The organism is Anaerovibrio sp. RM50 (genome assembly GCF_000622005.1).
In the GTDB taxonomy this organism is placed as follows: Bacteria; Bacillota; Negativicutes; order Selenomonadales; family Selenomonadaceae; genus Anaerovibrio.
Window position 1 is genome coordinate 256,030 of record NZ_JHWV01000005.1, and the last position, 26,511, is coordinate 282,540.

The following is a 26,511-nucleotide window of genomic DNA, read 5'->3' on the forward strand; positions in this document are numbered from 1 at the left end:
AAGAAGGTTTTTATGAAGCTGTCTGAGTACATGCAGGAACTGAATAAGGTTAAGATGCTGGAGCAGGCTGAGGAAAAGGAGCTGTGGTACGAGTTTAAGCACAATCACAGCACAGATGCCCGCCGTCGTATCATCGAAGCGTATCAGCCTCTGGTGTTCAGGACAGCCATGCCCTTTAAGGACCTGGAAAATATCATGGATGTTATTCAGGAGGGCACCGTGGGGCTCATAGAATCCGTGGAGAGCTTCGCCCCTGACAGGGGAGTGGCCTTCAGTCTCTTTGCGGTTTACCGCATAAGGGGCAGAATGTACCGCTATATGAAGGAGGAGGGCAATGCTGATATTGCCTGTCTGGAGGCGGAAATGGAATCCGGCATGTCAAGGCTGGATATGCTGGTGGATACAGGGACTCCCGTGCCGGAGCTGGCCGAAATCCACATGGCCTCTGATATGGTTATGGAGGCCATGGACAGATTGCCCCAAAAGGAGCAGCTGGTGCTTAATCAGGTGCTTGTAAACAGCCAGGAGGTTAAGGATGTGGCAGATATGCTCAATGTTAGTACAGCCCATATTTACCGCCTGCAAAAAAGCGGCGTTCGCCGGGTACGGGGAATGTTGTCCCGATTTATGCATAACTGGAAGTAAGTGATATATGGCAGAAAAATGGGGTAATTTGGCATTTCCGGCTAAAAATGGAGAAATTTCCCCGAATTTGGCAAATTGCACAAATGTGTTATTTGGCGACTCTATCCCATAGAAGTGTCTGCTTTTGGAGGCAATTATGGACAGAGATCGTAAAAATAAAGATAATAGGGCAGTGAGAAAGCACATATCCGCCGCCAGGGACTGGCTGGGAAGGGCCGAAAGCTCCATGGACAAGGAAAATAGTCTGCGGGGTGACCTTGATGTGATGCTGGCCCAGGCTGAGCTCCAACGGGCCCATGAAACCAAGTTCGGTCACGGCTGGCGCAAATGGCTGGTTCGGCTGGCCCCACTTATTATTGCCCTTGTGGTGGGGATTGGCTATGTGGTCTTTCTCCACAACAGCAGGATAATCGATGTTCCTGCCACCAGTATAACTACGGTGAAGGACAGTGATGCTCCGGCTATGGGGCTGGAAAAGACCCAGGTGGTTAAGGTGGAGCCATCCTTGGCAGAACATGAAACACCTGCCCCTAATACTTCGGGAAACAGTGAAGCTGGCTTTGTAAGGCAGAATCCGCCAACTGTTGAAGTGGTACCACAGACGTCACCACCAGAGGCTTCCACCCCAAAAACGGAGAGCCTGGTTCCCGATACTGAAATGCAGCAGCTGATGCAGGCTGCGGGCAAAACACTAAGAGAATAATAAAAAAAGAAATAACAATACAGGAGGTTTTCCCTTTGAGATTTGCTTCAAAGAATTCCAAGAAAAATTACAGAGCGTTGGCCTGTGCCATGGCCATGATGACAAGCTTGTCAGCTGCACAGCTTGCTTATGCAGAACCAACTGATTCCGGTGTTATAATCAACATGAAGGATGGAAAGCTGGCAGCTGTGTCAGAAACCGGCGCAGAGGCTGATATTGACAGAAATAAGCCGGAGGCTCCAACTGGGGAGGAATTTGCTGAGGAAGTTCAAATGGCTGCCGATGCCCAGAATGTTGCAAATGGAGCCAAGGAGGCAGCAGAAAAATGGAATGGGGAAAGACCTACTGATGCAGAGGTTACCACTGCGGCCCAGGCCCTGGTGGGAAAAACCATCATGGATTTAAGGGTTGAAGGGGCCACCGAGGATGTTTACAATACAGCTATGCTGTCCCTTTATTCCAAGGTTGGGGATTCCCTCACAATTGATGGCCTGTCCAAGGATGCCAACAATATTTATGAAACAGGATATTTTTATGACCTTTATCCAAGCTTTGAGGAAATCCCGGAGGGTGTAATTGTTACTTATCACGTATTTACTACCCCGATGATTTCTGATATTGAGATTACTGGCAACAGCAGCCGCGAGTCCACTGACAAGCTGATTAATGCCATGCAGTTAAAGCCTGGGGATCGTCTGAACCGTGTTTCCCTCCAGGAGGATTTGGCCAATATTAAGAAGGTCTATGTGAATGACGGCTATATTATGGCCAAGGTTCACGACATGGGCATGGATGAAAATGGAAAGATTTCCATCCAGGTCAATGAAGGTATTCTTGAGGGCTACAAGGTTAAGGGCTTGAAGAAAACCAAGGAGAAGGTTGTTATCCGGGAGCTCCGTACCAAGGTGGGTGAGCCACTTAACAAGAAGGATGTGGTACGCAGCTACAATCGTCTCACCAACCTAAATTATTTTGAGTCCATTGATATTAAGCCTATTCCGGGTGTGGAGCCTAACGCCTGCATGCTGGAAATCGACATAACCGAGAAGAATACCGGTACCTTCGGCGTTGGTGCTGGTTACAGTACTGCTGACGGCCTTATCGGTATGATCAGTGTTGGTGATACCAACTTCCGTGGAATTGGTGATTCCATAGGTGTTACATTTTCCATGAGCGGCTCCAGCACCGATGCCAGGGGCTGGTCCTTCTCCTATCGCAAGCCATGGCTGGACAGCAAGGAAACAGCGGGTACTATTAAGATTTATAATCGTACCTACAGATACAATGATTATAACACCGAAGGTGATCTGCTGGAGGAAATGCTCCGTCATGCCAAGGGCTTTGAACTTGGATTTACCCGCCCTGTAAGCGAGTATTCAAAGAATGGTATTTACTTCAAGAACAGTGATGATGAGTATGATACCCATAAGTCAGGTCCTATTGACCGCAGCAAGCCTGGATGGGCGGATTGGAACAGCAGGAACTTCGGTCTTACCCGCTCCATTACCCTGTCCCATACCACTGATACCAGGGATAATGTTATGTATCCAACTGAAGGTCATTATGTGCAGCTGGCAGCTGAGTTTGCTGGCTTTGGTGGTGACTTTAACTACCAGAAGTACACCATTGATGATTCCTTCTACAGAAAGGTTGGCCGCAACCAGATCGTGGCTGTCCGCAATTCCTACGGACATTCTGGGAAAAATTTGAGTTATTTCAATATGTTCAGAATTGGTGGTCAGAGTACTCTCCGTGGTTACCGTGATGACCAGTTCCGTGGTGACAGCATGTACATTGGCAGTCTGGAGTTCCGATTCCCTCTGGCCAATAAGATAAAGGGTGCTATATTTACTGACTGGGGTGGAGTATGGGGAACCAGGTGGGTTCCAAGTGAATTTAGTGTATTCCACGCCAGCGTAGGTTTCGGTGTTATGGTGGAAACACCAGTTGGGCCTATCCGCATTGATGTTGGTCACGGCTCTCAGGGTAACAGAGTACACTTTAATGTAGGTGCCTCCTTCTGATGAGGGATTGGGGCTTTGTAAAAGGTAACTTAATAAAGAGATCTTTCAAATTATTGATGCTGGCCATGGTTTTCATGGCCGGTATCAGTTTTTCTCCGGATAATTCTGTTTACGCAGAGAAGGTAATTTCTTCAAGGGCACTGGGTCAGGTGGAGAGTGTGAAGGCCACTATTTACAGCGACGGTCATATTCCAGATGGGGTGTGCCAGCGTATGGAAAAAAGTGTCCAAGCCATTGGGACCCAGCTCCTTGAAGGAAAAAACCTTGAAAATGTCCAGTCCCAGCGGGTCCATTATGAGGATGTAATTCGCCAGGTCTTTGACAAGGTTCTGGTGGGTTATACAGTAAGGTCTGTGGAGATTCAGCCCGGGGAGGAGCTTAATATTTCCGTAGGTCTTTTGGGCTGGAATGATAAAATTAATTCCGTTACTGTGGAAACCCGTGTTGAGGGTATGCCACAGGTGGTGGAAAGGCTTCTGCTGGAGGATATATCCGGCATGGACCAGCTCTATACAGATATGCTGCGGGGCCTTCCCCTGGCGGCGGTGGACTGGACCAACGGTGTTATGAAGCATAGAGTCAATGACTTTATGAATGAAAGGGCACCGGAATTTCGGGCGGACTTTGATGTGGAGGTTGGGGAAGATACCAAGGTAACTGTGGATGTATATCCACGGCTGCCAGTGGTGCGGACCATTGACCTCAGTATGAGATCCGATACCCTGCCAAATGCCGCACTTCTTACGGAGCGCCAGAATATGCAGGATGGGGCAGATATGTTTGTGGGAGTGCCAGTGGCCTTTGTAAAGCGTCATGAGGAAACCATAGAGGAGCTTCTGGCCAAGCGTATTGACGATCTGGAGGTGGCTAAATTCTGGGGCATACACACCAAGGTGGATATTAAGCCCGCTGAGCGCATGGAGGTTATGAGCCGCTCTGATTCCCGCAACGTATACGTTCGTTTTGAGGGCTGGGGTGAGCTGGGCCATCGTGAAGGCAATGGAGATAACGGGGAGATAATGTTCCGTGGGATTTTTGCCAAGCAGTTTACAAGCCGTGACGGAGTCTTTGCCCTGGTGGATTTCTACCCAAAGAATACCCGTTGGGACTTTGATTTGGGCCTTTATCGGGAGCTTCTTCCCAAGGTTAAGGCCAATGTGCGTTATTCCCTTCGTGACAAATACTGGAAGGGTGGCATAGAGTACAATTTTGCCAAGCGTCTCGCCTTCCGCTACGAATACAGGAATCTGAATCATATCAGCGAGTTTGCCTTAAGGTATAAGCTTCACGATTTTCTGGCTCTGGAGGCAGTTATGGATAATGATGATAAATGGTTGCGGTTCATAGGATATTTTTAATCTATATTTTATGGCAAATTTTGAACATTTGCGTTATAATTAATGCTGTCATGAGGCGAGATTTTTGCCGTGACAGTGCAATAATATATTTTTATTCACAAAAAGGAGAAAAAATTATGGTACAGTTAAAGAAAACCCAGGTTAAGATTATCAGCGTTCTCATTGCTTTGGTATTTGTAGGTTCCGTTGTGGCTCTGGCATTGTCCCAGTCCAACAACAGCATTGCCAATGCAGCAGCATCCTCCAACGTAGGTGTTGTGGATTATGCACAGTTCGGTTCCATTAAGGATGTTACCGACATGCAGGCTCAGATGCAGAAGCTGGCCCAGGATGCCGAGCAGGAGTTCAACCAGAAGGCTGCAGGCATGAGCGACGAGCAGAAGCAGGAGTACTACCAGCAGACCATGCAGCGTCTCCAGCAGCAGCAGGCTGATATGATGGAGCCAGTTCGCGCCAAGATTGAGGCTGCTGTTAAGGAAGTAGCTGAGGCCAAGGGCATTTCCATCGTAATCAACAAGGAAGCTGTTGTATACGGCGGCACTGACCTGACTCAGGACGTTCTCAAGAAGCTGAACAAGTAATTTAAATTTTAAATGAGATAACTAAGGTGCCGAGCACATTGTGCTCGGTACTTTATTAACTCATAAAAGGGGGACTCTTATGGCTGTTAAGGAAAACCGGGATAAGTCAAATGAAAATGATAACAGCTTAAGAAGCAGACGGATATGGATGGGAGCAGCGGCTATTACGGTTCTTGTTGTAGCGCTTTTTTTTCTGTTTAATCGTCAGGAGCCCCTAAAGAGTGTCCAGGAGCCTGATATAGGCGTCATTGACATGGGGGAGGTTATGAGGGCCCACAAGGACTTTGGACAGCTCCAGACCTTAATGCGGGAAACTGCCGCCCTGGAGGCAGAATTGAAGCTTAAGGGCTTTGAAATGACAGCACTGGCAGCCCAGGCTGATAAAAAACTTTTTGATGATGCTGCCAGACAAAAGGCCAATCTGGAGATTATTACCAGACATTCAGAAATGATGGATGAGCTGAAGGTGCGGGCCGACAATATTTACAGTCGCATGAAGCCCCAGTTTGACAAGGAGCGGGAGGCCATTGACAAGGAATATGGCAACCGCATTCTCAACATCCAGCTTAAGGCAGATAATGCCACCACACTGGAGCTGACAGATGAGGAAAGGGCAGCCCTTCGGGCAGAGTGGAATCGTCTGAAGGATGAGCGCAATGAAAGACACAACAAGCTTGTGGCTGACCAGCAGCGCCGCTATGAGGCAGCAGTGGAGGCTGAGACAGGTGAAATGAGACGGGCAATGGTGGCAGAACGGGCCAGCATAGAGGGCAAAGCCCAGGCTGATGAGATGCAGCATTTCGCAGAGGTCCAGGACAGAAATGCCCAGGCCATTGATGATGCCATGAAGCCAATTCAGCTGAAGATGGATATGGCCAAGAAAAAAACTGCTTTGGAATTAAAGCTTACGGAGATGAAGCTTTTGGAGCAGAAGATCTTTGATGATATTTGCAGCAGGGCAGCCAAGCTGGCCATAGTCCATCACCTTGATTTGATAATTGCAGATCCTATAGATAATATACTGGGAATGGAGTATAATAGCCTTGGTCTGGGTGAGTGGCATGAGCTCAGGTCCCCGATTATTGGCATTAATACTCTGGATTTGACCCAGGAAATGCTGCAGGAAATGAAAAATATTCAGTAATTATTTATTATTTTTATTTAATGAAAAGAGGCCGTATTTTAATGAATTTCAAGAAGAAAACTCTGGTTTTGGCAATGACCGCAGTGTGCGCCATGATGTTAACAGCCGGCTGCGGCAAGGTAAATATGGGTTATGTGGATTATTCCCGGGTTCAGACTGAGGCACCTCAGATAAAGAGCTCCATGGAGGAAATGCAGAAGCGCATGGAGGAGTTCCAGAAGGATGCCACAAAGCAGCTTCAGGAGCAGGGGGCAAATATTCAGTCTGAAGAGGACGCCCAGAAGTTCCAGGAGCTTCAGCAGCAGCTGAGAATGCAGGGGGCTGGTATCCAGCAGCAGTACGCCACCCAGGTTCAGTCAAAGATTTATGCTGCCATGGATGGCATCGCCAAGGAAAAGAAGCTGGATGCTGTGGTTAAGAGCGACGGCAAGGATGGTCTGATTATTGGCGGTGTGGACGTTACTGATGATGTAATCGCCAAATTGCAGTAATCTGTGATTTAAGGGAGATTTGGGAATATGAAAATGACATTACAGGAGATAGCAACACTGGTGGGAGGCCGCCTGGCCGGGGATTCTTCCATTGTCATTGGCGGGGTTAACAACATCGAGGGCGCAACCAAGGATGATGTGACCTTTGCTGACGAGGCCCATGTGGAGGAGGCTGCGGCTTCCAAGGCGGGGGCTGTTTTCCTGCCTAATACCGTGGAGGCGGATTTTCCTCTTCCTGCAATTTACGTAGAGAACCCAAGAGCTGCCTTTGCAATTCTCTTGACCACCTTTACACCGCCAATTCAGCATGAAAAGGGTGTAAGCCCTGAGGCTCATATTGGCAATGATGTTACCATTGGCAAGGATGTAACCATTTTGCCTTTTGCTTATGTGGATGACCATGCTGTAATCGGTGACAGGGTTGTTATTTATCCTCATGTTTACGTGGGGCAGTATGTAACTGTGGATGACGATGCTATTCTTTATTCCAGCGTTACTGTCCGTGAGCACTGCAAGGTGGGTAAGCGGGTTATCGTTCACAGCTCTGCTGTAATCGGTGCAGATGGCTTTGGCTTTACCACCAAGGATGGGGTTCACACCAAGGTGCCTCAGGTGGGCAACGTGGTGCTGGAGGACGATACGGAAATCGGCGCCCATGCAGGCATTGACCGCGCCACCATTGGCTCCACCATTATTGGCAAGGGCACCAAGATAGATAATCTGGTGCATATTGGCCATAACTGCCATATTGGCCCTGGCAACCTTATTGTGGCTCAGACCGGTATTTCCGGCTCCACCAATACTGGGGCCAATGTTACCTTCGGGGGCCAGACAGGCACCGTTGGCCACATCAATATCGGTGGCAATTCCGTATTTGCTGCCAGAAGCGGTATTATCGGCAATACCCCAGAGAGGGTATTCTATGCGGGCTTCCCGGCAAGACCACATCAGGAGTGGCTCCGCATGCAGGCCCATATGGCAAAGCTCAATGATATGAGCAAGAAGATCAAGGCTCTGGAAAAGAAAATCGAAGAACTGACAAAATAATATATAAATGTAGACGGGAACTGGTATCTTTAGCATAGTTCCCGTCTTTTTTATATAGCAATATAATTATTGATTATGTAATTATAATTTTTATTAATTTAAGACAGATTGCCTATGGAAAAGGGACTTAAATTGTATAAACATTTAAACTCTTTCGTGATATAATTACGATAGTTTCATTATTTTAAGGGGGAAATAAAATGAAATTCAATCGTAAAAAAATCGCTATGGGTATTTTGGCAGCAGTAATGGCCACAGGGGTAGCCGGATTTACTGATGCACCACAGGCTGAGGCAAAGGTAGACTTTGGGGATGTCTTTGATTTCGAGCCTCATCGTGGCGGCCGTGATGCCCGTCCTGAGAATACTCTGTATTCTTATGCTTATGCCATTGAAAATGGTGCAACCTGCATCGAGTGCGATATGCAGTTCACCGGGGATGGTGACATTGTAATGAGCCACAATCCAATCCTTAATCACGAAATTACCCGTGATGCAAATGGCAATTGGATTGAAGACGGCAAATATGATATCCGCAAGATGACTGTTGCTGAAATTCAGAAGTTCAACGTTTCCAAGATTAATCCTGAGGTTCCTTACCATCAGCTTCATGGCCAGACCAGAGTAGATCCTGAGTTTGCCCAGATTCCTACTTTGGAGCAGCTTTTCCAGCTGGTTAAGGCATCCGGCAATGAGAACGTTAAGTTCAACATCGAGACCAAGTCCTACCCTGATCCACTGATGGGTACTGCTTATACAGGCAATGCTGACAAGAAGGCTTTCCTCACCCGCTTCAACGAGCTGGTAGCAAAGTATGGTATGGAGGACCGTGTTGTTCTTCAGTCCTTTGACTGGGAAACCCTCATGATGGAAAAGAAGATGAATCCAAACATCACCCTTTCCGCTCTCATTGAGGAAGAACCATCATGGGGCAAGTCCGCAGAGTCCCTGAGAGCTTTCGACAAGGAGCCTTCTCCATGGCTGGGCGGCCTTGATATCAAGGATTTCAAGGGTGACGCTGTAGCTGCTGCCCATTCCTTCGGTGCTGATATCGTTTCTCCATATTATGGGGAAATCAGCAAGAACATGGTTGATGAAGCTCATTCCTTGGGCATGAAGGTTGTTCCTTGGACTGTAAATGATGTTAAGGATATGGAAATGATGTACGACATGGGCGTTGATGGCCTTATTTCTGATAAGCCATGGATTCTCCGTTCCTTCCTGGAAAAGAAGGGTGCAAAGCTCTATCCTAAGCATCCATTCAAGTCCGAGTTCCATCTGGATCCGGACCATGTAGAGGTTCAGGCTGCCAAGGTTACCGGCGGTGCTGATGCTTCCTACTAATATGGCAGCTGCAAGATAACATAAACGTAATTAACTCCTGCAATCACCTGTGAAGGGTGACTGCAGGAGTTTTTTGTATATATTACTTCTTTGTGGTATGATAAATAGGCTTCAAAAAATAACAACTGATATTTTTCTGTTTTTGAAAGGATTTATCATGGGATATTACATAATGAAATTTTTTAGCTGGCTGGCCTGCCGCTTTTCCATGGAAAGCTGCAACAGCTTTGGCAAGGTGCTGGGGAAGCTGACCTGGGCAGTGGTGCCGAAAAAGAGAAAATTCATGGCTTATGATAATATTATCCGCTGTCTTGGGGTGGACGCCGGGGAGGCGGAGCGAATTGCCAAGGCTTCCTGGGTTCAGTTTGGTCCCATGCTTATGGAAGTGCTTCGCTATCCTGAGCTTATCAAGGGAGACTATATCAAAAAGTATGTAACCATTGATGGGCTGGAATATTTGCAGAAGGCCATTGATAAAAAGCAGGGGGCTGTAATTGCCACCTCCCACAGTGACAGCTGGGAACTCATGGGAGCTGCTTTGGCCCAGTACGGAGTGCCTCTTGTGGGGGTGGCCAAAAAGCAGAAGGACAGTGCCATGGACCGGTTTATCAATGAGTACCGCACTATGGTGGGCATGCACATTACCTATACCAGCGGTGTAAGGGAAATGTTCAAGATGATTAAGGAGGGCTGGATGATTGGTCTTATTACGGACCAGGATCCAACTCTGCAGGACGGCGTTATCATCGATTTCTTCAACAGAAGGACAAATTGCTTTACGGGACCGGCCACTATTGCCCGTTCCCAGAAGGCCCCTCTTTTCCACGGCCAGATAATTCACCGTCCTGACGGGGGACACCATATTACTATATATCCTCCAATTTTTGTGGATCAGACCAAGGATAAAAAAGAGGATATAAAAAAGGCTACCCAGCAGGTGGCGAATTTGCTGGAGAATCATATCAGAAAATATCCCGAGGACTGGTTCTGGCTCCATGACCGCTGGAAGTCCGTGCGGGAGATTGGCCAGGATTGATTGTTGATTATAGGATTTTTGCACCATAACAAATAATTTTGTATAATTAAAGTTGAGATATTATGTCAAGGAGGGCTGAATTTGAGAAATCAGACTACCCTTAACTCCGAAATAAGTTATGTGGGAGTGGGGTTGCATTCTGGCGTGGATGTGCATATGACCTTGCAGCCGGCTGAGGCGGATACAGGGATCATTTTTGTTAGAAATGACCTGGAGGGCTCACCTCAGGTGGAGGCCAAGGCGGCAAATGTTACTTCTACCCTTAGAGCTACTACAATTGAAGATAATGGCATCAAGATGTTCACCATTGAACACCTCATGTCTGCCTTTAATGCAATGAAAATAGATAATTGCCGTGTGCTTATTGACTCCGAGGAGCCGCCTGTGGCTGATGGCAGTTCCAAGGTCTTTTGTGAACTTATCAGTGAGGCGGGTATTAAGGAGCTGGAGGCGCCACGCCGTGAAATTGTTATTGATAAGCTGTATCGGGTGGATGACGGTGACAAATTCATTCTGGCAGTGCCTTATGATGGCTTCAGGGTAAGCTTTACCTCCATCAATCCCCATCCACTTATTGGTATTCAGTATGGTGATTACGAAATTTCCCCCGAGGAATACTGCAAGGAAGTGGGGGCAGCCAGAACCATTGCCTATGAGGCAGAGGTGGAGGCCCTGAGAAAGATGGGTCTGGGCCTGGGCGGTACCATGGAAAACGTTATCGTCTATAATGACCAGGGCTGGATGAATGAACTGAGATACCCGGATGAGCTGGTGCGCCACAAGATATTGGATATTGTAGGAGACCTTAGGCTGGCGGGATTTATCAGGGGACATGTAATCGCCGTTAAATCAGGTCATGCCCTGAATACCACCATGGCCAAGCATTTGGCTGAGAAATTTGGCAAGTAAGTTAATTTAAGCATATATTATAAAGTTGAAAAGGAAGAAGGTACTGAATATGGTATTGGAAATTGATGAAATCAAGAAGATATTGCCACACCGTGCACCATTTTTGTTGGTGGACCGTATTATTGAGATTGACCCATTTAAATCTGCCACCGGCATTAAGAACGTAACCTACAACGAGCCACAGTTCCGTGGTCATTTCCCACATCAGGCCATTATGCCAGGGGTTCTTATTCTGGAGGCTATGGCCCAGGTGGGTGGCATTGCCATGCTTTATCCTGAGGAAAATCGCGGCAAGATTGCCCTTTTTGGCGGCATGGACAACATTAAGTTCAAGAAGCCTGTTGTACCGGGGGATCAGCTGATTATGAAGGCTGAGCTGGTGAAGGTTCATGGTGATTACGGCAGACTTCACGCTGAATCCTTTGTGGATGGTGTATTTGCGGCTCAGGGTGATTTCACCTTTGCCCTGCAGCAGCCAGCAAATGAGTCATGAACTGATTTGACAAGGTTTTACAGTAAACTAGGCGAAAAAGCCAGAAAAAGAGAGAAAAGTTTTAGTATTTGCCCCAAAATAGCTTAAAATGAGCTGAAATCAGGTGTAGTTAAAAGGGGCCATTCCACGACTTATACATTATGGCAGTAAGTATGGACTGTTTTAGGCCCTGTGGGCATACTAAAGGAGTGTAATTTTTTATGACAGATAACAATAATTCTGTTGCTGATATACATAAGTTTTCCGTGGTTCATCCCAACGCCAAATTGGGAAAAAACGTGAAAATCGGACCATTTACGGTTATTGGGGAAAATGTAGAGATTGGTGACGGAACAGAAATAGGCCCTAATGTGGTAATTACGGGCTGGACCAAGATTGGCCAGGATTGCCATATTTTCCAGGGGGCTTCCATCGGTGAGGAGCCTCAGGACCTTAAATTCAAGGGCGAGCGCAGTTTTGTGGAAATTGGTGACCGTACCAAGATTCATGAGTTCTGCACCATCCATCGCGCCTGTGGGGAGGATCAGGTTACCCGTATCGGGGATGACTGTCTGCTGATGGCATACGTTCACGTGGCCCATAACTGTATTTTGGGCAATGGCATTGTAATGGCCAACGCCGCCATGGTGGCAGGCCATGTAATCGTTGAGGACAAGGCTGTTATTGGCGGTATGGCAGGTGTACACCAGTTTGTGCGCATTGGCCGTAATGCCATGGTCAGCGGAATGTCCCGCAATATTCACGATATTGTTCCATTTACTATAGTGGATGGTTCTCCTGCCAGGGCCTGTGGACTCAACAGTGTTGGCATGTCCAGGGCGGGAATCAGCGCAGAGAACCGCAGCAGAATAAAGCAGGCCTATAAGTTCCTCTATCGCTCCGGACTTCGTTTGCCGGAGGCTATTGAAGCCATTGAGGAACAGGTGGATTCCTGTGAAGAGATTGAGCATTTGTTGAAATTCCTCAGAAATGCAGACCGTGGTATATGCCGTCCAAATGTGAAGCACAGCAACAAGGATGGGGAGTACTCTGAGGATTAATCGGAGGATGAGTATGGAAAAGATTGGTCTTTTGGCCGGTGTGGGCAGATTGCCAGTGGAGTGTGCAATGGCTGCCAAGGCTATGGGCTATGAGGTATACTGTGTGGGGCTGGTTCCAGGGGTTGATGAGGAGCTGAAAAGCTGCACTGCCGGCTACAAGGACATTAATGTGGCCCAGCTGCAGGCCATTATTGACTACCTTAAGGAAAATGGGGTCAAGAAGGTAACCATGATTGGCAAGGTTACCAAGGAGATTTTGTACAGCGGACAGCATGTTCAGCCGGATCTCCGGATGCTTTCCCTGATCTTTACATTGCCAGACCGCAAGGATGACACCTTGATGCTGGCCTTTATAAATGAGCTGGCCAAGGATGATCTGGAGGCCTTCGATCAGACAGCCCTTATAAAGTCCTTGATGCCCGAGGTGGGGGTTCTTACCAAAAGACAGCCTACTGATGAGGAGCTTAAGGATATGAAGTTTGGCATGGAGATGGCAAGGGAGATTGGCCGTCTTGATGTGGGACAGACTGCCGTTGTAAAGCAGCTGGGAGTTATGGCCCTGGAGGCCATTGAGGGCACTGACGCCTGCATTCGCCGTGGGGGCGAGTTGGCCCGGGGTGGTGCAGTGGTGGCCAAGGTGGCAAAGCCAAATCAGGATTTGCGCTTTGATGTGCCAGCTGTGGGAACTGCTACCCTTGAAAGCATGATTGCCACAGGGGCCAAGGCTTTGGTCATTGAAGCCGGCAGAACCCTGCTGGTGGATAAGGCAAAGGTTATTGAAATGGCGGACGCCAATGATATTACCATTGCTGTTATGGAATAAAATATTCTGGAAGATTTTTGGGGACTGGATGTTTTCAGTCCCTTTCGTATTGTGCTCATATTTTGCCGTTGGCAAAATTTGAACAATTGCGTTATAATATATTGTAATGCTTATTTAATGGATTTTTGCGCTTAAAAATAAGGAGGGGCCTACAATGAAAATAATGTTTTCTGCTGGAGAACCCTCTGGGGACGTGCATGGAGAGAGTCTGGCCAAGGCTGTTTTGGAAAAATGTCCTGAGGCGGAGCTCATTGGCTTCGGGGGACCCAAAATGGCGGCGGCGGGGGTCCGTCTGTGCTCAGATATGCGCGAATACAGCATTATGGGAGTGTGGGAGGTTATAAAAAATCTCCGTAGAATATTTGCCCTTTTGGATAAGCTGGAGGCTTTCATGAAGGCGGAGAAGCCTGATCTTTTGGTGCTGATAGATTATCCTGATTTTAACTGGCGGCTGGCCAAAAAGGCCAAGGCCATGGGAATACCGGTGTTTTCCTATATTCCCCCATCGGCCTGGGCGTGGCGTAAGGGCCGTGCCAAAAAGTGCGCCGCCATTGCCGATGAATTTGCGGCCATATTCCCCTTTGAACTGCCGGTATATGAGGCAGCAGGGGCCAATATTTCCTTTAACGGCAATCCTCTGGTTGATACGGTGAAACCAAGTATGACAGAGGCTGAGGCCAGGGAATACTTTGGGGTGACTGAGGGAAAACGCCCCGTTATCCTGTTGCCAGGGTCCCGCAAGCAGGAAATCAATATGCTGTTGCCGGCCATGCTCAGCGCAGCAGAGCTTTTAAAAAAGGAAAATGACAGCCTTGAGTTTTATCTGCCGGTGGCCCCGGGGATAGACATGGGGCTGATTACAGATATTGCAGCCAAGTATACGGTGGAGGTTCACTATACCCAGGACAAGAACTACGATTTAATGAGCATTGGTGAATTTGCCATTGCCACCTCTGGTACTGTGGTTTTGGAGGCAGCCCTTCTGGGACTGCCCTGTGTATGTCTCTACAGAATGGGTAGTTTGAACTACGCCATTGGCAAATTGCTGGTGGATATTGAGTTCTTTACATTGCCCAACATTTTGGCGGGCCGTCAGGTGCAAAAAGAGCTTTTGCAGGATGAGGTTACGGGCCAAAGAATATTTGAAGAAGCAAGAAAATATTATGCCGAGACCGGCTTCCGTGATATGGTTCTTGAGGGACTTAAGGAAGCTGTGGCCAAGCTGGGCAGCCCCGGAGCGGCTGGCAGAGTGGCGGAGAAAATTTTAGCGGCGGCTGAAAAATACGGCAGGAGCCGCCTGGAGGTTAGTAAATAAATGAAGAATTATAAGCGCTTGCTTATGTATATAAAGCCTTATACCAGAAGATTGGTGGCGGCGGTATTTTGTATAATTATGGCTGCAGGAGCCAATCTGTATCTTCCATGGATTATCAAGGATATGATTGATAAGGTGCTCATGGAAAGGGATATGTACATGCTGAACCTTATTGCCATTGGTATTCTGGTAGTAATGTTCATCAGAGGTGTATTCTACTATGGCCAGAGCTATCTTGTTTCCTATGTGGGTGAGAAGGTTATCATCGATGTGCGGAGCATTTTGTTCCGCAAGTTTCAGAAGATGCCCCTTTCCTACTATGACAAGCAGCAGACAGGTACTGTAATGAGCTACATTACCAATGATGTTGCTGCCATGCAGAGTGCCATTGTAAACAACCTTATTGAGATGGTTACAGAGGCCTCCATATTGGTGGGCTCCCTGGTAATGATGGTTTATCTTGACTGGCGTCTCAGCTTGTTGACCCTGATGACCATACCTTTGGTGGGATATGCCATGAGGATTTTTGGCCGCAAGCTGAAATCCTCCGGCTCCCTTATTCAGGAGCGCATGGCGGATATTACCTCAATGCTGCAGGAAAGTATTTCAGCAATAAGAGTGGTTAAGTCCTTTGTCCGGGAGACCTATGAGATTAAGCGGTTTGATGAGCAGAATGTGCTGAATTTCCAGGCGGCCATGAAAAATGTTAAACTCATGAGCCTCCTTACTCCTACAGTGGAGTTTTTGGCAGCTGTGGCTGTAACCTTCATCGTGTGGTTCGGTGGCTACGAGGTTGTTAATGAAACCATTACCGCCGGTGAGCTGGTGGCATTCCTTACCTACGCTGTAAATCTGGCCAATCCTGTTAAGCGTCTCAGCCGTGTTTATGGTGCTATTCAGAAGGCCATGGCAGCAGCTGAGCGCGTATTCGATGTTATGGATATGGACGAGCAGATTAAGGATGGTCCTGATTCCAAGGTCCTTCCAAAGATTGAGGGCAAGGTGGTATTTGACGATGTTACCTTCTCCTACAAGGAGGGACAGGCTGCCCTTGCAAATGTTAGTCTTACGGCAGAACCAGGCCAGATGATTGCCCTGGTGGGGCCAAGCGGCAGCGGCAAGTCCACCATTGCAAATTTGATTCCAAGATTTTATGATATAGATTCCGGCTCTATTTCCATTGATGGCTACGATGTGCGGGAGGTTACCACTGATTCCCTCCGTGAGCAGATTGGCTTGGTTCCACAGGAAACCATGCTGTTCAGCACCACCGTAATGGAAAATATCCGCTATGGACGGCTGGATGCCACTGATGAGGAAATAATTGAAGCCTCCAAGGCTGCCAATGCGGACGAATTTATCCGTGAGCTGCCGGAGGGCTATGAAACCAAAATCGGTGAACGGGGCCTTAATCTGTCTGGCGGTCAGCGTCAGCGTCTGGCCATTGCTAGGGCTATTTTGAAGAATCCACGGGTTCTGATTCTGGATGAGGCAACCTCTGCCCTTGATACGGAAAGCGAGAAAATCGTACAGGATGCTTTGGACAAGCTGATGGTGGGAAGAACCTCCTTCGTTATTGCCCATCGCCTGTCTACTATATTTAATGCAGACCAGATTTTTGTTGTGGAAAACGGCCATGTTATTGAGCATGGTACCCACGAGGAGCTGCTGGCCAATAATGGTCTTTACAGCAATCTTTATAATATTCAGTTCCGCAACAGCAATGCGTAAGTTGTTGGTATTTTGAGGAGAAATCTATTCTATGCTCCATTTAGTGTACAATATTGTAGGTGTACTGGTGGTCATTCTTATGATACCGGTATTCTGCATCCGGGGAGTCCGGGAAAAGGGATTCGTGGAACGAATCAAGCAGCAGCTGGGTTTTCTGCCAAAGCATGCCCTGGACAAGGTTGCCCGCAAAAATTGTATATGGGTTCACGCAGCTTCCGTTGGTGAAATCGTGGCGGCCAGCCCGCTGATAAAGGAATTTCACAAGGAATTTCCCCAGAGCCCCATTCTGGTTTCTGTATTTACCAACAGCGGCTACGAAATGGCCAACCGCATTATTAAGGATGCGGACAGTATAATTCATTTTCCCTTTGATTTGCCATGGCTTTCAGCCAATCTGTTATACAGAGTGCGCCCACGGGTGTTTATGCCAGTGGAAACGGAGCTTTGGCCAAATTTCCTTAGAGCATGCAAAAAGCTGGATATTCCGGTGCTCATGGTAAATGGCCGTATCAGTGACAAGAGTGCCAAAAGCTATCGTTATATGATGGGCCTGTGGGATGAAATCCTCAGCTCCATAAAGGTATTTGCCATGCAGTCCAATGTGGACGCAGAGAATATTCTGAAGCTGGGGGCTGACCCTGATCTGGTGACGGTCACCGGCAATACCAAGTTTGACCAGACCTACACCAATGTGAGTCCTGAGGAAAAGCACAATCTTTTGCTGGAGCTTGGACTTAAGGATAATCAGGGGGTATTTTTGGCGGGTTCCACCCATAAGGGGGAGGAAGAACACGTATTAAAGGCCTTCAATGAAATACGCCGTATTTATCCAAAGGCAAAGCTGGTAATTGCTCCCAGGGCCATTCTTCGCACCAATGATATATTGGAGCTTTGCGATGAGTATTGTTTTAAGGCTGTAACCAGAACCCAGCTCCAGGAGAACTTCACCACAGATCACGATGTGGTTATCCTCAACACCATCGGCGAGCTGGGGAAGGTGTACAGTGTTGGTGATGTTATCTTCGTTGGGGGCACCTTAATTCCTCACGGGGGACATAATATATTGGAGCCTGCAGCCCACGGCAAGGCCATTATCGTGGGTGAAAATATGCAGAACTTCAAGGACACCCACGTATTGTTCAAGAAGCGCAAGGCAGTAATAACTGTTAAGAATGGGGCTGATCTGGCGGTGGAGGCCCTTCATCTCTTCAGAGATGATGAGGAACGTCATCGCATGGAGGCCGAGACATTGGCCATCTGCAAGGAAAACAAGGGGGCGGCCCACAGGACTGCCATAATCCTTAATGACCTTCTCACCAAGGTGGAGATGAACAAGGTTAAGGCCACAGATAAACTTGAAAATTTCCAGACCTATTTCATGCAGATTATCCATAATAAGGAACCACAGGGTTTCTTTGACCGATGTGTGATGGCAGTGCTGTTTATCCTTTCCAAGATATACAGTTTGCTGGTAAACTTAAAGTTAGACAGTTATAAATTTGGCATTTTGAAGACCAATAAGCTGAGCTGCTTTGTTATCAGCCTTGGTAATATCACTGTTGGAGGTACGGGAAAAACCCCTACAGCCCAGCGTTTGGCCAAATATATCCGGGATATGGGTTACAAGGTTGTAATCCTTAACCGGGGCTATCGGGCCAAGTGGCAGGGTGAGGTTGGTCTTGTATCTGATGGCAACCATATTTATATGGAGGCGGATCAGGCCGGTGACGAGGCCTATATGCTGGCCAAGCATCTGCCAGAGGTGCCTGTGCTCATTGGCCGTGACCGCTATAAAACAGGCCAGTATGCCATTGAGCACTTTGGTGCCGAGGTGGCAATTTTGGACGATGGCTTCCAGCACTGGAAGCTGGCCCGTGATCTTGACGTGGTGCTTATTGACTCTGTTAATCTCTTTGGCAATGGTCATGTACTGCCAAGGGGTACACTACGTGAGCCAATAACCCATCTGGAGCGTGCCGACGTTTGCCTTATGACCAAGGTGGATCAGGGTCTGCCAGGGTTCAAGAAATATATAAGGGATCAGATTGCCAAATATGGCAGCAATCCTGCTGTAGTGGAAAGTATTCATCATCCCCAGTCCTGTATCGAGCTGTGCGATTGGAAGCGCAACGTGGCCAGCGAGGGGATGTCCATTTCTACCATTAAGAATAAGAAGGTGGTGGCCCTTTCCGCCATTGGTAACCCTGCTTCCTTTGAGCAGACTGTGGCCAGTGCCGGAGCGGAAATTATTGAAAGCTTCCGTTTCCCTGATCACCACGAATACACCCAGGAGGAAATGGTAGACGCCATGGAGCAGGCGGTCCGTCAGGGGGCTGAGGCCATTGTAACCACTGAAAAGGACGCTGTTAAGCTGCCTATGGAATTTTTGGCAGCAGTGCCTGATGAAAAGCAGATTCCTGTACTAATTCTCACTGTTGAGGTGGTACTCCAGAATGGCAAGGATGATTTTGAAGCGCTCCTTAGCAAAAAGCTTGATGAAAAGCTGGGTAAGCATAGAGCGTAGAGCTTAGAGTAAATAGTATGAATTGTTAAGGATAAAGAGAGGCTGATATGTCAATGAATACACTTTGTGTAATTCCGGCGCGTTTTGCATCTACCCGCCTTCCTGGGAAACCACTGGCGGATATATGCGGTAAGCCCATGATTTCCAGAGTTTATGAGCAGGCAGCCAAGGCAAAGCGCCTTACTGGTGTTATTGCGGCTGTGGATGATGAGCGTGTTTATGAGGCTGTGGTGCAAAATGGCGGACAGGCCATGATGACTGCCAAGGACCATCCAACGGGCACTGACCGTCTGGCAGAGGTGGCAGCAGCCCATCCCGAGGCAGAGCTTATCATCAATGTTCAGGGGGATGAGCCTATGATAGAGCCGGCCCTTATTGATGAGCTGGCAGCAGCCTTTGATGATGACCCGGATTTGCAGATGGCCACTGTAAAGTCCCCTATGACAAATCCCGAGGATATAAAGAATCCAAACAACGTAAAGGTCATTACTGATAAAAAGGGCTATGCCCTGTATTTCTCCAGAAGCGTGCTTCCTTATCCAAGGGAGAACACTGGAGTAACAGTATATAAGCATATTGGCATTTATGCCTACAAGCGGGATTTCCTGCTTAATTACGCCAAGATGGAGCCAACACCTCTGGAAACCACTGAGTCTCTGGAGCAGCTGAGGGCTTTGGAAAATGGCTATAAAATCAAGGTTATTGAAACTGACTTCCACTTCGTTGGAGTAGATACAAGGGAAGATCTGGAAGCAGTCAATAAAGCATATAAGCAGCGTTTACATGGGCAGAATGCCTGAGGAAGAAGGGTGGTAGCATTATGAATACTGTACAGGTAGGTAATTTCGAAATTGGTAATGGCAAACCGCTGGCTCTGTTGGCTGGCCCATGTGTCCTTGAGGAAATGGACCGTTGTCTGCTGATTGGCCGCACCATTAAGGAAATCTGTGGCAAGCTGGGGATTCCTTACGTTTTCAAGGCTTCCTTTGACAAGGCAAACCGTTCTTCCTTCAACGGCTTCAGAGGTCCCGGTCTTAAGAAGGGTCTGGAAATGCTGCAGCATATAAAGGACGAGCTGCAGGTGCCAATCGTAACTGATATTCACACCGAGGAGCAGGTGAAGCCTGTGGCCAAGGTGGTAGATATTATTCAGATTCCGGCATTTCTGTGTCGTCAGACGGATCTTCTTTATGCAGCTGCCAAGAGCGGTGCTGTGGTAAATGTTAAGAAGGGGCAGTTTATGGCTCCTGCTGATATGCGTAACGTGGTGGACAAGCTCCATGAGGGCGGTTGCTCCCAGATTATGCTCACTGAGCGTGGTGCCACCTTCGGCTACAACAACCTTGTGGTGGATATGAGGGCCTTCCCAATTATGCGCTCCTTTGGTTACCCAGTAGTTTTTGATGGTACCCACAGCGTTCAGCTGCCAGGCGGTGCAGGCACATGCTCCGCAGGAAACCGCGAGTACGTGCCAAATCTGGTCCGTGCTGCTGTTGGTGCCGGGGTGGATGCTCTCTTTATGGAGGTCCATGACAATCCGGAGGAGGCCCTTTGCGATGGTCCAAATATGATTTATTTGGACAAGCTGGAGGATCTTTTGAAGGATGCCATTGCAATTCATGATATTGTAAGAAAACAGTTGTAATATATTTGTGAGGCTTATTATAAATGATTAAGGATTCTGCAATTGAGACCCTTCGTATTGAGGCGGACTCAGTAATGAAGCTGATCGACCATGTTGATGAGGAATTTGTCCGGGCAGTTCAGTGCATACTGGAGTGCAAGGCCCGTGTTATTGTTACTGGTATGGGCAAGTCAGGCCATGTGGGCAGAAAGATTGCCGCCAGTCTGGCCAGCACCGGCACCCCGTCATTTTTCATGCATCCAGCCGAGGCATTTCACGGTGATTTGGGCATGGTTACTGCTGATGATGTGGTTGTGGCTATTTCCAACAGCGGTGAAAGCACCGAGGTGGTAAATATTCTGCCGGTGGTAAAGCGCATTGGCGCAAAAATTATCGCCATGTCCGGCCGCAGGGAATCTGCACTGGGCCGTAATGCTGATTTCTTTATTGATGTCAGCGTGGAGAAGGAGGCATGCCCTTTGGGACTGGCTCCTACTGCCAGCACCACTGCAACCCTTGCCATGGGTGATGCCATTACTGTGGCATTGCTGGAGGCCAGAAACTTCACCAGACAGGACTTCGCTTTGTTCCATCCGGGCGGTTCACTGGGACGCCGTCTCCTTCTCACTGTGGAGAATGTGATGCACAGCGGCGAGGACAATCCGATTATTCATTACAGCGCCACTGCCAAGGAGGCACTGTTTATGATGACGGACAAGGGACTTGGCGCCACATCTGTGGTGGATGATGAAGGAAACTTTATTGGGCTGGTTACAGATGGTGATATTCGTCGCTGTCTGGCCAAGGGCAGCCAGTTCCTTGATGAGCCGGTGGAGGAGCTGATGACCAAAAAGCCTCACACCATTACCAAGGAGAAGCTGGCAGCATCAGCCTTAAGCATTATGGAAAAGCATAAGCCACGGCCAATTACGGTTTTGCCAGTGGTGGATGCTGATAATAAGCCAGTTGGTATTGTACATTTGACAGATCTTTTGCGTCAGGGAGTTGTATAATATGAAAACTAAAAATGGTGCTTCTGAAATTGCCAAGAAAATAAAGCTTATTATTTTTGATGTGGATGGTACACTTACGGACGGGTGTATCTATATGGGTCCCGAGGGGGAGGCCATGAAGGCCTTTTCCGCCCGGGATGGTATGGGCATAGCTTTGGCCCACAAGGGAGATATCAAGAGTGCCGTTATTACCGGCCGCAGCTCCAGAATCATGGCCAAGCGGGGCAAGGAGCTGAAGATTGATGCCCTTTATCAGGGCTGTGTTGACAAGCGGGGAGCCTACGAGGAGCTTAAGCTGAAATTATCCCTTAGGGATGAGGAAATTGCCTACGTGGGTGATGATTTAAACGATATTCCACTCATTCAGCAGGCAGGTCTTGGCTGCTGTGTAGGAGATGCTGTTTCTGAGGTGAAGGAGCTGGCCCTGGTTGTGGCTGATTATCCCGGCGGCAAGGGGGCAGTCCGCGAAATCCTTGAATTTATTTTAAAGGAGCAGGGCAAATGGGATTCCCTGGTGAGCACCTTTACGGGGAAAAAAGCAGCTGAGGGTGTAAGTCAGTAAAAAATTAGCCCTCAACTTGGGCTAAATTATGGTATTCTTTCTAATAGGGATAGGAGATTTGGATTTTTATGGTATACAAGCTTCTTATGTTTCTGAGCTGGGTGTCCTGCAGAACTCCTTACAGCTGGCTGTTGGCGGCTGGCAAGGGACTGGGCATTCTGTATTACAAGTTAATAAAGAAACAGAGAAATCTGGCGATTAAGCAGATGCGGGAATCCTTGAATGTTTCACAGGAAGAGGCTGAAAAGCTGGTCCGGGAATCCTTCATCAATATGGGCCGTAATTTCTTTGAAGTGCTGTATATGCCTGCCCTTAACAAGGATAATTTTAAAAAGCACATTGAAATCGACCATCTGGAAAGGATGGAGGCGGCGTTGGCAGAAAAGCACGGAGTTGTAGTTCTGACAGGCCATGTGGGCAACTGGGAATGGCTCTCTGCGGCCTTTACCATGAACGACATGCCTGTCAGTGCCATTGCCAAACAGCAGCCTAACATGGATTATACCAATGCCCTCAATGATTTGCGGGCAACCATTAACGTAGAGATTTTCTCCCGTGGTACCAGTGAGCTTCTGGCAGCCGCCAAAGCACTGAAAAAGGGGAGAATTTTGGGATTTTTGGCTGACCAGGATGCTGGTCCTGGTGGAGCCTTTATTGAATTTTTGGGGAAGACTGCTTCCACCCCTATGGGGGCTGCGGTATTTGCCAAGAAGTTCAATTCCCCAATTTTGCCAGCCTTTATTCTTCGCCAGCCCGATGGCCATCACAAGGTTGTGATTGGCGAGGTACTCCGTTATGAGGATACTGGGGACAGCGATAAGGATTTGTTCAACTTGACCTACAAGATGACCAAGATTCTTGAAAAAATAATTATGGAAAATCCTACTCAGTGGCTCTGGTTCCAGAAACGCTGGAACACAGCTCCTGAGCAGCAGGTGCATAAGCATCATATAGTGAAATCAGAGGTAACTGACAATGAATAAAATGGGAAAGGTCCTGGCAGGTGTTTTTGCAGTTTTGCTTGTAATTCTCATTGTCTGGGCTGTTAATGGCATACCGGAACCACCTGAGGGGGACGGACAGGATCCATCACAGCGGGTTGTTAATTTTGATGGCAACACCATCAGTGAGGAAAAGGACGGCAAGGTTATCTGGACTGTCACTGCTGAAAAAATGGAAATGGACATTGATACCAAGGATGTTGCCCTGGTCAATGTTAAGGTCACATACAACTATAATGATGGCCAGACCCTTGAGCTGAAAGCTCCAAAGGCAATTTATCAGGAGAAGACACATCATCTGGAGGTTACTGATGGTGTGGAGGGCGAGTCCAGTGATGGTGGCAAGTTCTCCTGCAAGGAAGTTGAATGGCTGCCCGATAAGGACATGCTGGCCATGAAGGGCGAAGCCAGGATAGAGTACGAGAAGGAGCATGTGAAGGCTTCCGGAGATCGTATCGAAAGTACCAATGGATTCAAGAAATTTAGAATCATTGGCAAGGCACATTTGGAAAAGGGAAATTAATATAGGAGAAATGGCTATGAGCATAAAAATGAACATAAAAAAAGCAATTGTAATGGCTGGTATTGCCACTATGGCAGTTTCCGGCACCATTTATGCAGCAGCTAATGACGAGCCGGCCACTCTTGACGCTGAGGAAGTAGAATACGATATGGAAAGCGGTCTGGCCAGCGCCAAGGGCAACGTGGTAATGACCAAGGGCAATGCCACTGTAAGCGGCGACTATGCTGAATACAATTCCAAAACCAAGGATGGCAAGGTAAGTGGTAATGTGGTGGCCACCAAGGACGATATGAGGATGACAGCTGATCTGGTAACAACTGATGGGTCTGACCACATGATTGCCGCGGGCTCCGTAAATGGTATCAAGGCTGACAAGCATTTTATGGGACCAAAGGTTGAGTATTTTCAGCAGGATGAGTATGTGCTGATTCCAAGTGGGGGCAGTATAACCTCTGCAGATGGTACCTTCAGGGCTGATCTGATTCGTGGCTTTATGAAGGAAGAGCATTTTGTGGGAGATGGCAATGTACATATCGTCAGCCCACGGAACAACATGGAAGCTGGTGGCGACCAGGTGGATTATTGGGGCAAGGAAAAGGGCAAGGCCGTAATTACAGGCAATGCCTGGGCCGTAAAGGACAACAACACCCTTAAGAGTAAGAAACTTACCGTTTATTTGGCTGAAGACGGCACGGCATCTGTTAAGTAACTGGGAGGTCTGTTAAGTTGCATATTGAGGCCAGAAATTTAGTTAAGTCATTTAAAAAACGAAATGTTGTAGACGGTGTTTCCCTGAAGGTAAGCAAGGGGGAAATCGTTGGTTTGCTGGGACCAAACGGTGCCGGCAAAACCACTACTTTCTATATGATTGTAGGCTTGGAAAAGCCAACCCGTGGCGAGGTCTATTTATCCGATGTTCCAATTGGGGATTTGCCTATGTATAAGCGTGCCCGTCTGGGTATCAGCTATTTGGCCCAGGAGGCTTCTATTTTCCGCAATATGACAGTTGAGGAAAATATTATGTCCATTTTGGAGGGAACCATAAAGGACAAGCATGAACGGAAGCAGAAGGTGGAACAGCTTCTTGAGGAGTTCCATGTGTCCCATGTTATTGACAGACTGGGTACAGAGCTTTCCGGTGGTGAGCGCCGCCGTGTGGAGATTGCCCGCTGTCTGGCATTGGAGCCAAAGTTTATTCTGTTGGATGAGCCCTTCGCCGGTGTAGACCCGTTGGCAGTGGCAGATATTCAGGGAATCATCAAGTACCTGCGGGAGCGTGGCATGGGTATTCTCATTACTGACCATAATGTAAGAGAGACTCTGCACATTGTTGACAGGGCTTATATTCTCAATAATGGCAAGATCCTCCTTGAAGGTGACAGCCAAACCATAGCCAACAGTGAGCTGGCCAAGAAATTCTATCTTGGTGACGATTTTACGTTGTAATAGAGGTAAGAAGATGCAGATTCGAATTTTAGACAAATACATATTTAAAGAGGTTTTTAAGACCTTTATATTTGGTATATGTGCATTTTCTGCCGTATTTATCGGTTCAGGAACCTTGTTCCGAATTGCACAGTATATTACTGAATATGGTGCATCTCTGGCTTCAGTGGCAAAGATTTTCGTACTGAGCCTTCCAGGTGTTATTATTTGGACTTTTCCAATGTCCATGCTGTTGTCCGGTCTCCTGACCATAGGCCGGCTCTCCGGCAACAGTGAAATAACAGCCATGAAGTCCTGCGGCATCAGCTTTTACCGTATTGCAGCGCCGGCTGTGATTCTGGGTGCCTTTGTAAGTGTGTTTGCTGTTGGCTTCAGCGAATACGTGGTGCCTTGGTCCAACGAGGCATATAGCAATGTCCTTAATTACGAAATAAAGGGTAATCTGGCCCCTCAGTCCCAGGAGCATATTATCATCAAGGATATAAAGAACGGCAATATTGAAAATCTCATTTATGCCCGTCAGTATGATGCCACCACCAACAGGATGCTGGGTATTACCATGCAGTCCTTTGAAAAAGGTGAGCTGAGTCATGTTGAGAATGCGGAATATGCCGACTGGAAGGACCATCAGTGGACCATGCACCAGGGAATTATCTATGATGTTTCAAAGGGCGAGTCCCGCCATACTATGCATTTTGATACACAGGTGCTTCCTATAAATGAGAGCCCTAAGGAAATTATCCGGGAGCAGAAGAGTCCGGAGGAAATGTCCATGGCAGAGCTGACAGCCCAGATTGAGATAATGAAAAGCCAGTATGTTAATACTGCCAAGCTGGAAACAGAGCTTTATCAGCGTATAACCATTCCTATGGCCAGTCTGATTTTTACTCTGGTGGCTGTTCCGTTGGGAATGCAGCCAAACAGAAACAGCTCATCCCGGGGCTTTGTTATCAGTATCATTATTATATTCATATACTACAGCCTGATGACAATGGCCGGAGCCATTGCCCAGGGTGGTACTGTTCCACCGATTATTGCCGTGTGGCTGCCTAATATTGTGGGGCTTATTGCCGGCTGCTGGCTTATAAACAAGGCTTCAAAGTAAGCTTGCAGTTTTGTTGATATGTATTTTTTA

At 47.7% G+C, this 26,511-nt stretch carries 26 protein-coding genes; all 26 read left to right on the plus strand.

Translation table 11 applies throughout. The features are described from left to right. The first annotated feature begins 12 nt into the window (after nt 1-12). The 26 genes from T525_RS0103160 (at nt 13) to T525_RS0103285 (ending at nt 26,481) form a co-directional block, all read left to right on the plus strand. Nucleotides 13-645, plus strand: coding sequence for a sigma-70 family RNA polymerase sigma factor (locus tag T525_RS0103160; protein ID WP_027406005.1), 633 nt, complete (start codon nt 13-15; stop codon nt 643-645). 136 nt (nt 646-781) lie between these two features. Further along, nucleotides 782-1,348, plus strand: coding sequence for a hypothetical protein (locus T525_RS0103165; protein ID WP_027406006.1), 567 nt, complete (start codon nt 782-784; stop codon nt 1,346-1,348). 35 nt (nt 1,349-1,383) lie between these two features. Further along, the gene (locus T525_RS0103170) at nt 1,384-3,372 is read left to right on the plus strand and encodes an outer membrane protein assembly factor (RefSeq protein ID WP_027406007.1); all 1,989 of its coding nucleotides are present in this window, start codon (nt 1,384-1,386) and stop codon (nt 3,370-3,372) included. After that, entirely contained in the window at nt 3,372-4,730 is a 1,359-nt protein-coding gene (locus tag T525_RS0103175) for a hypothetical protein (RefSeq protein WP_027406008.1), read from the plus strand. The genes T525_RS0103170 and T525_RS0103175 overlap by 1 nt, the downstream gene beginning before the upstream one ends. Before the next feature lie 116 nt (nt 4,731-4,846). Further along, complete coding sequence (locus tag T525_RS0103180; protein WP_027406009.1) at nt 4,847-5,311, plus strand: OmpH family outer membrane protein; 465 nt, start codon at nt 4,847-4,849, stop codon at nt 5,309-5,311. Nucleotides 5,312-5,390: 79 nt separating this feature from the next. Continuing rightward, nucleotides 5,391-6,455, plus strand: a complete 1,065-nt coding sequence (locus T525_RS0103185) for a hypothetical protein (RefSeq protein ID WP_027406010.1) — start codon at nt 5,391-5,393, stop codon at nt 6,453-6,455. 41 nt (nt 6,456-6,496) lie between these two features. Further along, nucleotides 6,497-6,946, plus strand: coding sequence for an OmpH family outer membrane protein (locus T525_RS0103190; protein ID WP_027406011.1), 450 nt, complete (start codon nt 6,497-6,499; stop codon nt 6,944-6,946). 27 nt (nt 6,947-6,973) lie between these two features. Next, nucleotides 6,974-7,993, plus strand: coding sequence for a UDP-3-O-(3-hydroxymyristoyl)glucosamine N-acyltransferase (gene lpxD / locus T525_RS0103195; RefSeq protein ID WP_027406012.1), 1,020 nt, complete (start codon nt 6,974-6,976; stop codon nt 7,991-7,993). Nucleotides 7,994-8,193: 200 nt separating this feature from the next. Beyond that, a complete protein-coding gene (locus T525_RS0103200; protein WP_027406013.1) occupies nt 8,194-9,336 on the plus strand; it encodes a glycerophosphodiester phosphodiesterase family protein in 1,143 nt (380 codons plus the stop codon). A gap of 172 nt (nt 9,337-9,508) precedes the next feature. After that, on the plus strand, nt 9,509-10,372 hold the full coding sequence (locus tag T525_RS0103205) for a lysophospholipid acyltransferase family protein (protein ID WP_232219181.1): 864 nt from the start codon (nt 9,509-9,511) through the stop codon (nt 10,370-10,372). Between the two features lie 81 nt (nt 10,373-10,453). Then, the gene (gene lpxC, locus T525_RS0103210; RefSeq protein ID WP_027406015.1) at nt 10,454-11,281 is read left to right on the plus strand and encodes a UDP-3-O-acyl-N-acetylglucosamine deacetylase; all 828 of its coding nucleotides are present in this window, start codon (nt 10,454-10,456) and stop codon (nt 11,279-11,281) included. A gap of 49 nt (nt 11,282-11,330) precedes the next feature. Next, nucleotides 11,331-11,774 (plus strand): 3-hydroxyacyl-ACP dehydratase FabZ, encoded by a 444-nt coding sequence (gene fabZ / locus T525_RS0103215; protein ID WP_027406016.1) that lies wholly within the window; start codon nt 11,331-11,333, stop codon nt 11,772-11,774. A 200-nt stretch (nt 11,775-11,974) separates the two neighbouring features. Continuing rightward, the gene (gene lpxA / locus T525_RS0103220) at nt 11,975-12,814 is read left to right on the plus strand and encodes an acyl-ACP--UDP-N-acetylglucosamine O-acyltransferase (protein ID WP_027406017.1); all 840 of its coding nucleotides are present in this window, start codon (nt 11,975-11,977) and stop codon (nt 12,812-12,814) included. 13 nt (nt 12,815-12,827) lie between these two features. Continuing rightward, entirely contained in the window at nt 12,828-13,637 is an 810-nt protein-coding gene (locus T525_RS0103225) for an LpxI family protein (RefSeq protein WP_027406018.1), read from the plus strand. Between the two features lie 154 nt (nt 13,638-13,791). Continuing rightward, the gene (gene lpxB / locus T525_RS0103230; protein WP_027406019.1) at nt 13,792-14,952 is read left to right on the plus strand and encodes a lipid-A-disaccharide synthase; all 1,161 of its coding nucleotides are present in this window, start codon (nt 13,792-13,794) and stop codon (nt 14,950-14,952) included. After that, the gene (msbA, locus tag T525_RS0103235; protein ID WP_027406020.1) at nt 14,953-16,683 is read left to right on the plus strand and encodes a lipid A export permease/ATP-binding protein MsbA; all 1,731 of its coding nucleotides are present in this window, start codon (nt 14,953-14,955) and stop codon (nt 16,681-16,683) included. A 31-nt stretch (nt 16,684-16,714) separates the two neighbouring features. After that, nucleotides 16,715-19,207 carry a tetraacyldisaccharide 4'-kinase gene (lpxK, locus tag T525_RS0103240; protein ID WP_037324946.1) on the plus strand — a complete coding sequence of 831 codons (2,493 nt, stop codon included), beginning with the start codon at nt 16,715-16,717 and terminating at the stop codon, nt 19,205-19,207. 53 nt (nt 19,208-19,260) lie between these two features. Continuing rightward, a complete protein-coding gene (gene kdsB / locus T525_RS0103245; protein WP_027406022.1) occupies nt 19,261-20,007 on the plus strand; it encodes a 3-deoxy-manno-octulosonate cytidylyltransferase in 747 nt (248 codons plus the stop codon). A 20-nt stretch (nt 20,008-20,027) separates the two neighbouring features. Next, nucleotides 20,028-20,852: a 3-deoxy-8-phosphooctulonate synthase gene (kdsA, locus tag T525_RS0103250; protein WP_027406023.1), complete on the plus strand. Its 825-nt coding sequence runs from the start codon at nt 20,028-20,030 to the stop codon at nt 20,850-20,852. Nucleotides 20,853-20,875: 23 nt separating this feature from the next. After that, nucleotides 20,876-21,844: an SIS domain-containing protein gene (locus T525_RS0103255; protein WP_027406024.1), complete on the plus strand. Its 969-nt coding sequence runs from the start codon at nt 20,876-20,878 to the stop codon at nt 21,842-21,844. A 1-nt stretch (nt 21,845) separates the two neighbouring features. Beyond that, nucleotides 21,846-22,406 (plus strand): HAD family hydrolase, encoded by a 561-nt coding sequence (locus tag T525_RS0103260; RefSeq protein ID WP_027406025.1) that lies wholly within the window; start codon nt 21,846-21,848, stop codon nt 22,404-22,406. A gap of 68 nt (nt 22,407-22,474) precedes the next feature. Continuing rightward, nucleotides 22,475-23,389 carry a lysophospholipid acyltransferase family protein gene (locus tag T525_RS0103265; RefSeq protein WP_027406026.1) on the plus strand — a complete coding sequence of 305 codons (915 nt, stop codon included), beginning with the start codon at nt 22,475-22,477 and terminating at the stop codon, nt 23,387-23,389. After that, nucleotides 23,382-23,930 (plus strand): LPS export ABC transporter periplasmic protein LptC, encoded by a 549-nt coding sequence (gene lptC / locus T525_RS0103270; RefSeq protein ID WP_027406027.1) that lies wholly within the window; start codon nt 23,382-23,384, stop codon nt 23,928-23,930. The genes T525_RS0103265 and lptC overlap by 8 nt, the downstream gene beginning before the upstream one ends. A gap of 16 nt (nt 23,931-23,946) precedes the next feature. After that, entirely contained in the window at nt 23,947-24,639 is a 693-nt protein-coding gene (locus T525_RS0103275) for an LptA/OstA family protein (protein ID WP_232219182.1), read from the plus strand. A 17-nt stretch (nt 24,640-24,656) separates the two neighbouring features. Beyond that, nucleotides 24,657-25,376 (plus strand): LPS export ABC transporter ATP-binding protein, encoded by a 720-nt coding sequence (gene lptB, locus T525_RS0103280; RefSeq protein WP_027406029.1) that lies wholly within the window; start codon nt 24,657-24,659, stop codon nt 25,374-25,376. Between the two features lie 13 nt (nt 25,377-25,389). Further along, the gene (locus T525_RS0103285) at nt 25,390-26,481 is read left to right on the plus strand and encodes an LptF/LptG family permease (RefSeq protein WP_027406030.1); all 1,092 of its coding nucleotides are present in this window, start codon (nt 25,390-25,392) and stop codon (nt 26,479-26,481) included. Nucleotides 26,482-26,511: the final 30 nt, after the last annotated feature.

What these genes read in the sequence shown, in the direction of transcription:
- T525_RS0103160 (WP_027406005.1), top strand. Translation starts at nt 13, where the DNA reads ATGAAGCTGTCTGAGTACATGCAGGAACTGAATAAGGTTAAGATGCTG.
- T525_RS0103165 (WP_027406006.1), top strand. Translation starts at nt 782, where the DNA reads ATGGACAGAGATCGTAAAAATAAAGATAATAGGGCAGTGAGAAAGCAC.
- T525_RS0103175 (WP_027406008.1), top strand. Translation starts at nt 3,372, where the DNA reads ATGAGGGATTGGGGCTTTGTAAAAGGTAACTTAATAAAGAGATCTTTC.
- T525_RS0103180 (WP_027406009.1), top strand. Translation starts at nt 4,847, where the DNA reads ATGGTACAGTTAAAGAAAACCCAGGTTAAGATTATCAGCGTTCTCATT.
- T525_RS0103185 (WP_027406010.1), top strand. Translation starts at nt 5,391, where the DNA reads ATGGCTGTTAAGGAAAACCGGGATAAGTCAAATGAAAATGATAACAGC.
- T525_RS0103190 (WP_027406011.1), top strand. Translation starts at nt 6,497, where the DNA reads ATGAATTTCAAGAAGAAAACTCTGGTTTTGGCAATGACCGCAGTGTGC.
- lpxD (WP_027406012.1), top strand. Translation starts at nt 6,974, where the DNA reads ATGAAAATGACATTACAGGAGATAGCAACACTGGTGGGAGGCCGCCTG.
- T525_RS0103200 (WP_027406013.1), top strand. Translation starts at nt 8,194, where the DNA reads ATGAAATTCAATCGTAAAAAAATCGCTATGGGTATTTTGGCAGCAGTA.
- T525_RS0103205 (WP_232219181.1), top strand. Translation starts at nt 9,509, where the DNA reads ATGAAATTTTTTAGCTGGCTGGCCTGCCGCTTTTCCATGGAAAGCTGC.
- fabZ (WP_027406016.1), top strand. Translation starts at nt 11,331, where the DNA reads ATGGTATTGGAAATTGATGAAATCAAGAAGATATTGCCACACCGTGCA.
- lpxA (WP_027406017.1), top strand. Translation starts at nt 11,975, where the DNA reads ATGACAGATAACAATAATTCTGTTGCTGATATACATAAGTTTTCCGTG.
- T525_RS0103225 (WP_027406018.1), top strand. Translation starts at nt 12,828, where the DNA reads ATGGAAAAGATTGGTCTTTTGGCCGGTGTGGGCAGATTGCCAGTGGAG.
- lpxB (WP_027406019.1), top strand. Translation starts at nt 13,792, where the DNA reads ATGAAAATAATGTTTTCTGCTGGAGAACCCTCTGGGGACGTGCATGGA.
- msbA (WP_027406020.1), top strand. Translation starts at nt 14,953, where the DNA reads ATGAAGAATTATAAGCGCTTGCTTATGTATATAAAGCCTTATACCAGA.
- lpxK (WP_037324946.1), top strand. Translation starts at nt 16,715, where the DNA reads ATGCTCCATTTAGTGTACAATATTGTAGGTGTACTGGTGGTCATTCTT.
- kdsB (WP_027406022.1), top strand. Translation starts at nt 19,261, where the DNA reads ATGAATACACTTTGTGTAATTCCGGCGCGTTTTGCATCTACCCGCCTT.
- kdsA (WP_027406023.1), top strand. Translation starts at nt 20,028, where the DNA reads ATGAATACTGTACAGGTAGGTAATTTCGAAATTGGTAATGGCAAACCG.
- T525_RS0103255 (WP_027406024.1), top strand. Translation starts at nt 20,876, where the DNA reads ATGATTAAGGATTCTGCAATTGAGACCCTTCGTATTGAGGCGGACTCA.
- T525_RS0103260 (WP_027406025.1), top strand. Translation starts at nt 21,846, where the DNA reads ATGAAAACTAAAAATGGTGCTTCTGAAATTGCCAAGAAAATAAAGCTT.
- T525_RS0103265 (WP_027406026.1), top strand. Translation starts at nt 22,475, where the DNA reads ATGGTATACAAGCTTCTTATGTTTCTGAGCTGGGTGTCCTGCAGAACT.
- lptC (WP_027406027.1), top strand. Translation starts at nt 23,382, where the DNA reads ATGAATAAAATGGGAAAGGTCCTGGCAGGTGTTTTTGCAGTTTTGCTT.
- T525_RS0103275 (WP_232219182.1), top strand. Translation starts at nt 23,947, where the DNA reads ATGAGCATAAAAATGAACATAAAAAAAGCAATTGTAATGGCTGGTATT.
- T525_RS0103285 (WP_027406030.1), top strand. Translation starts at nt 25,390, where the DNA reads ATGCAGATTCGAATTTTAGACAAATACATATTTAAAGAGGTTTTTAAG.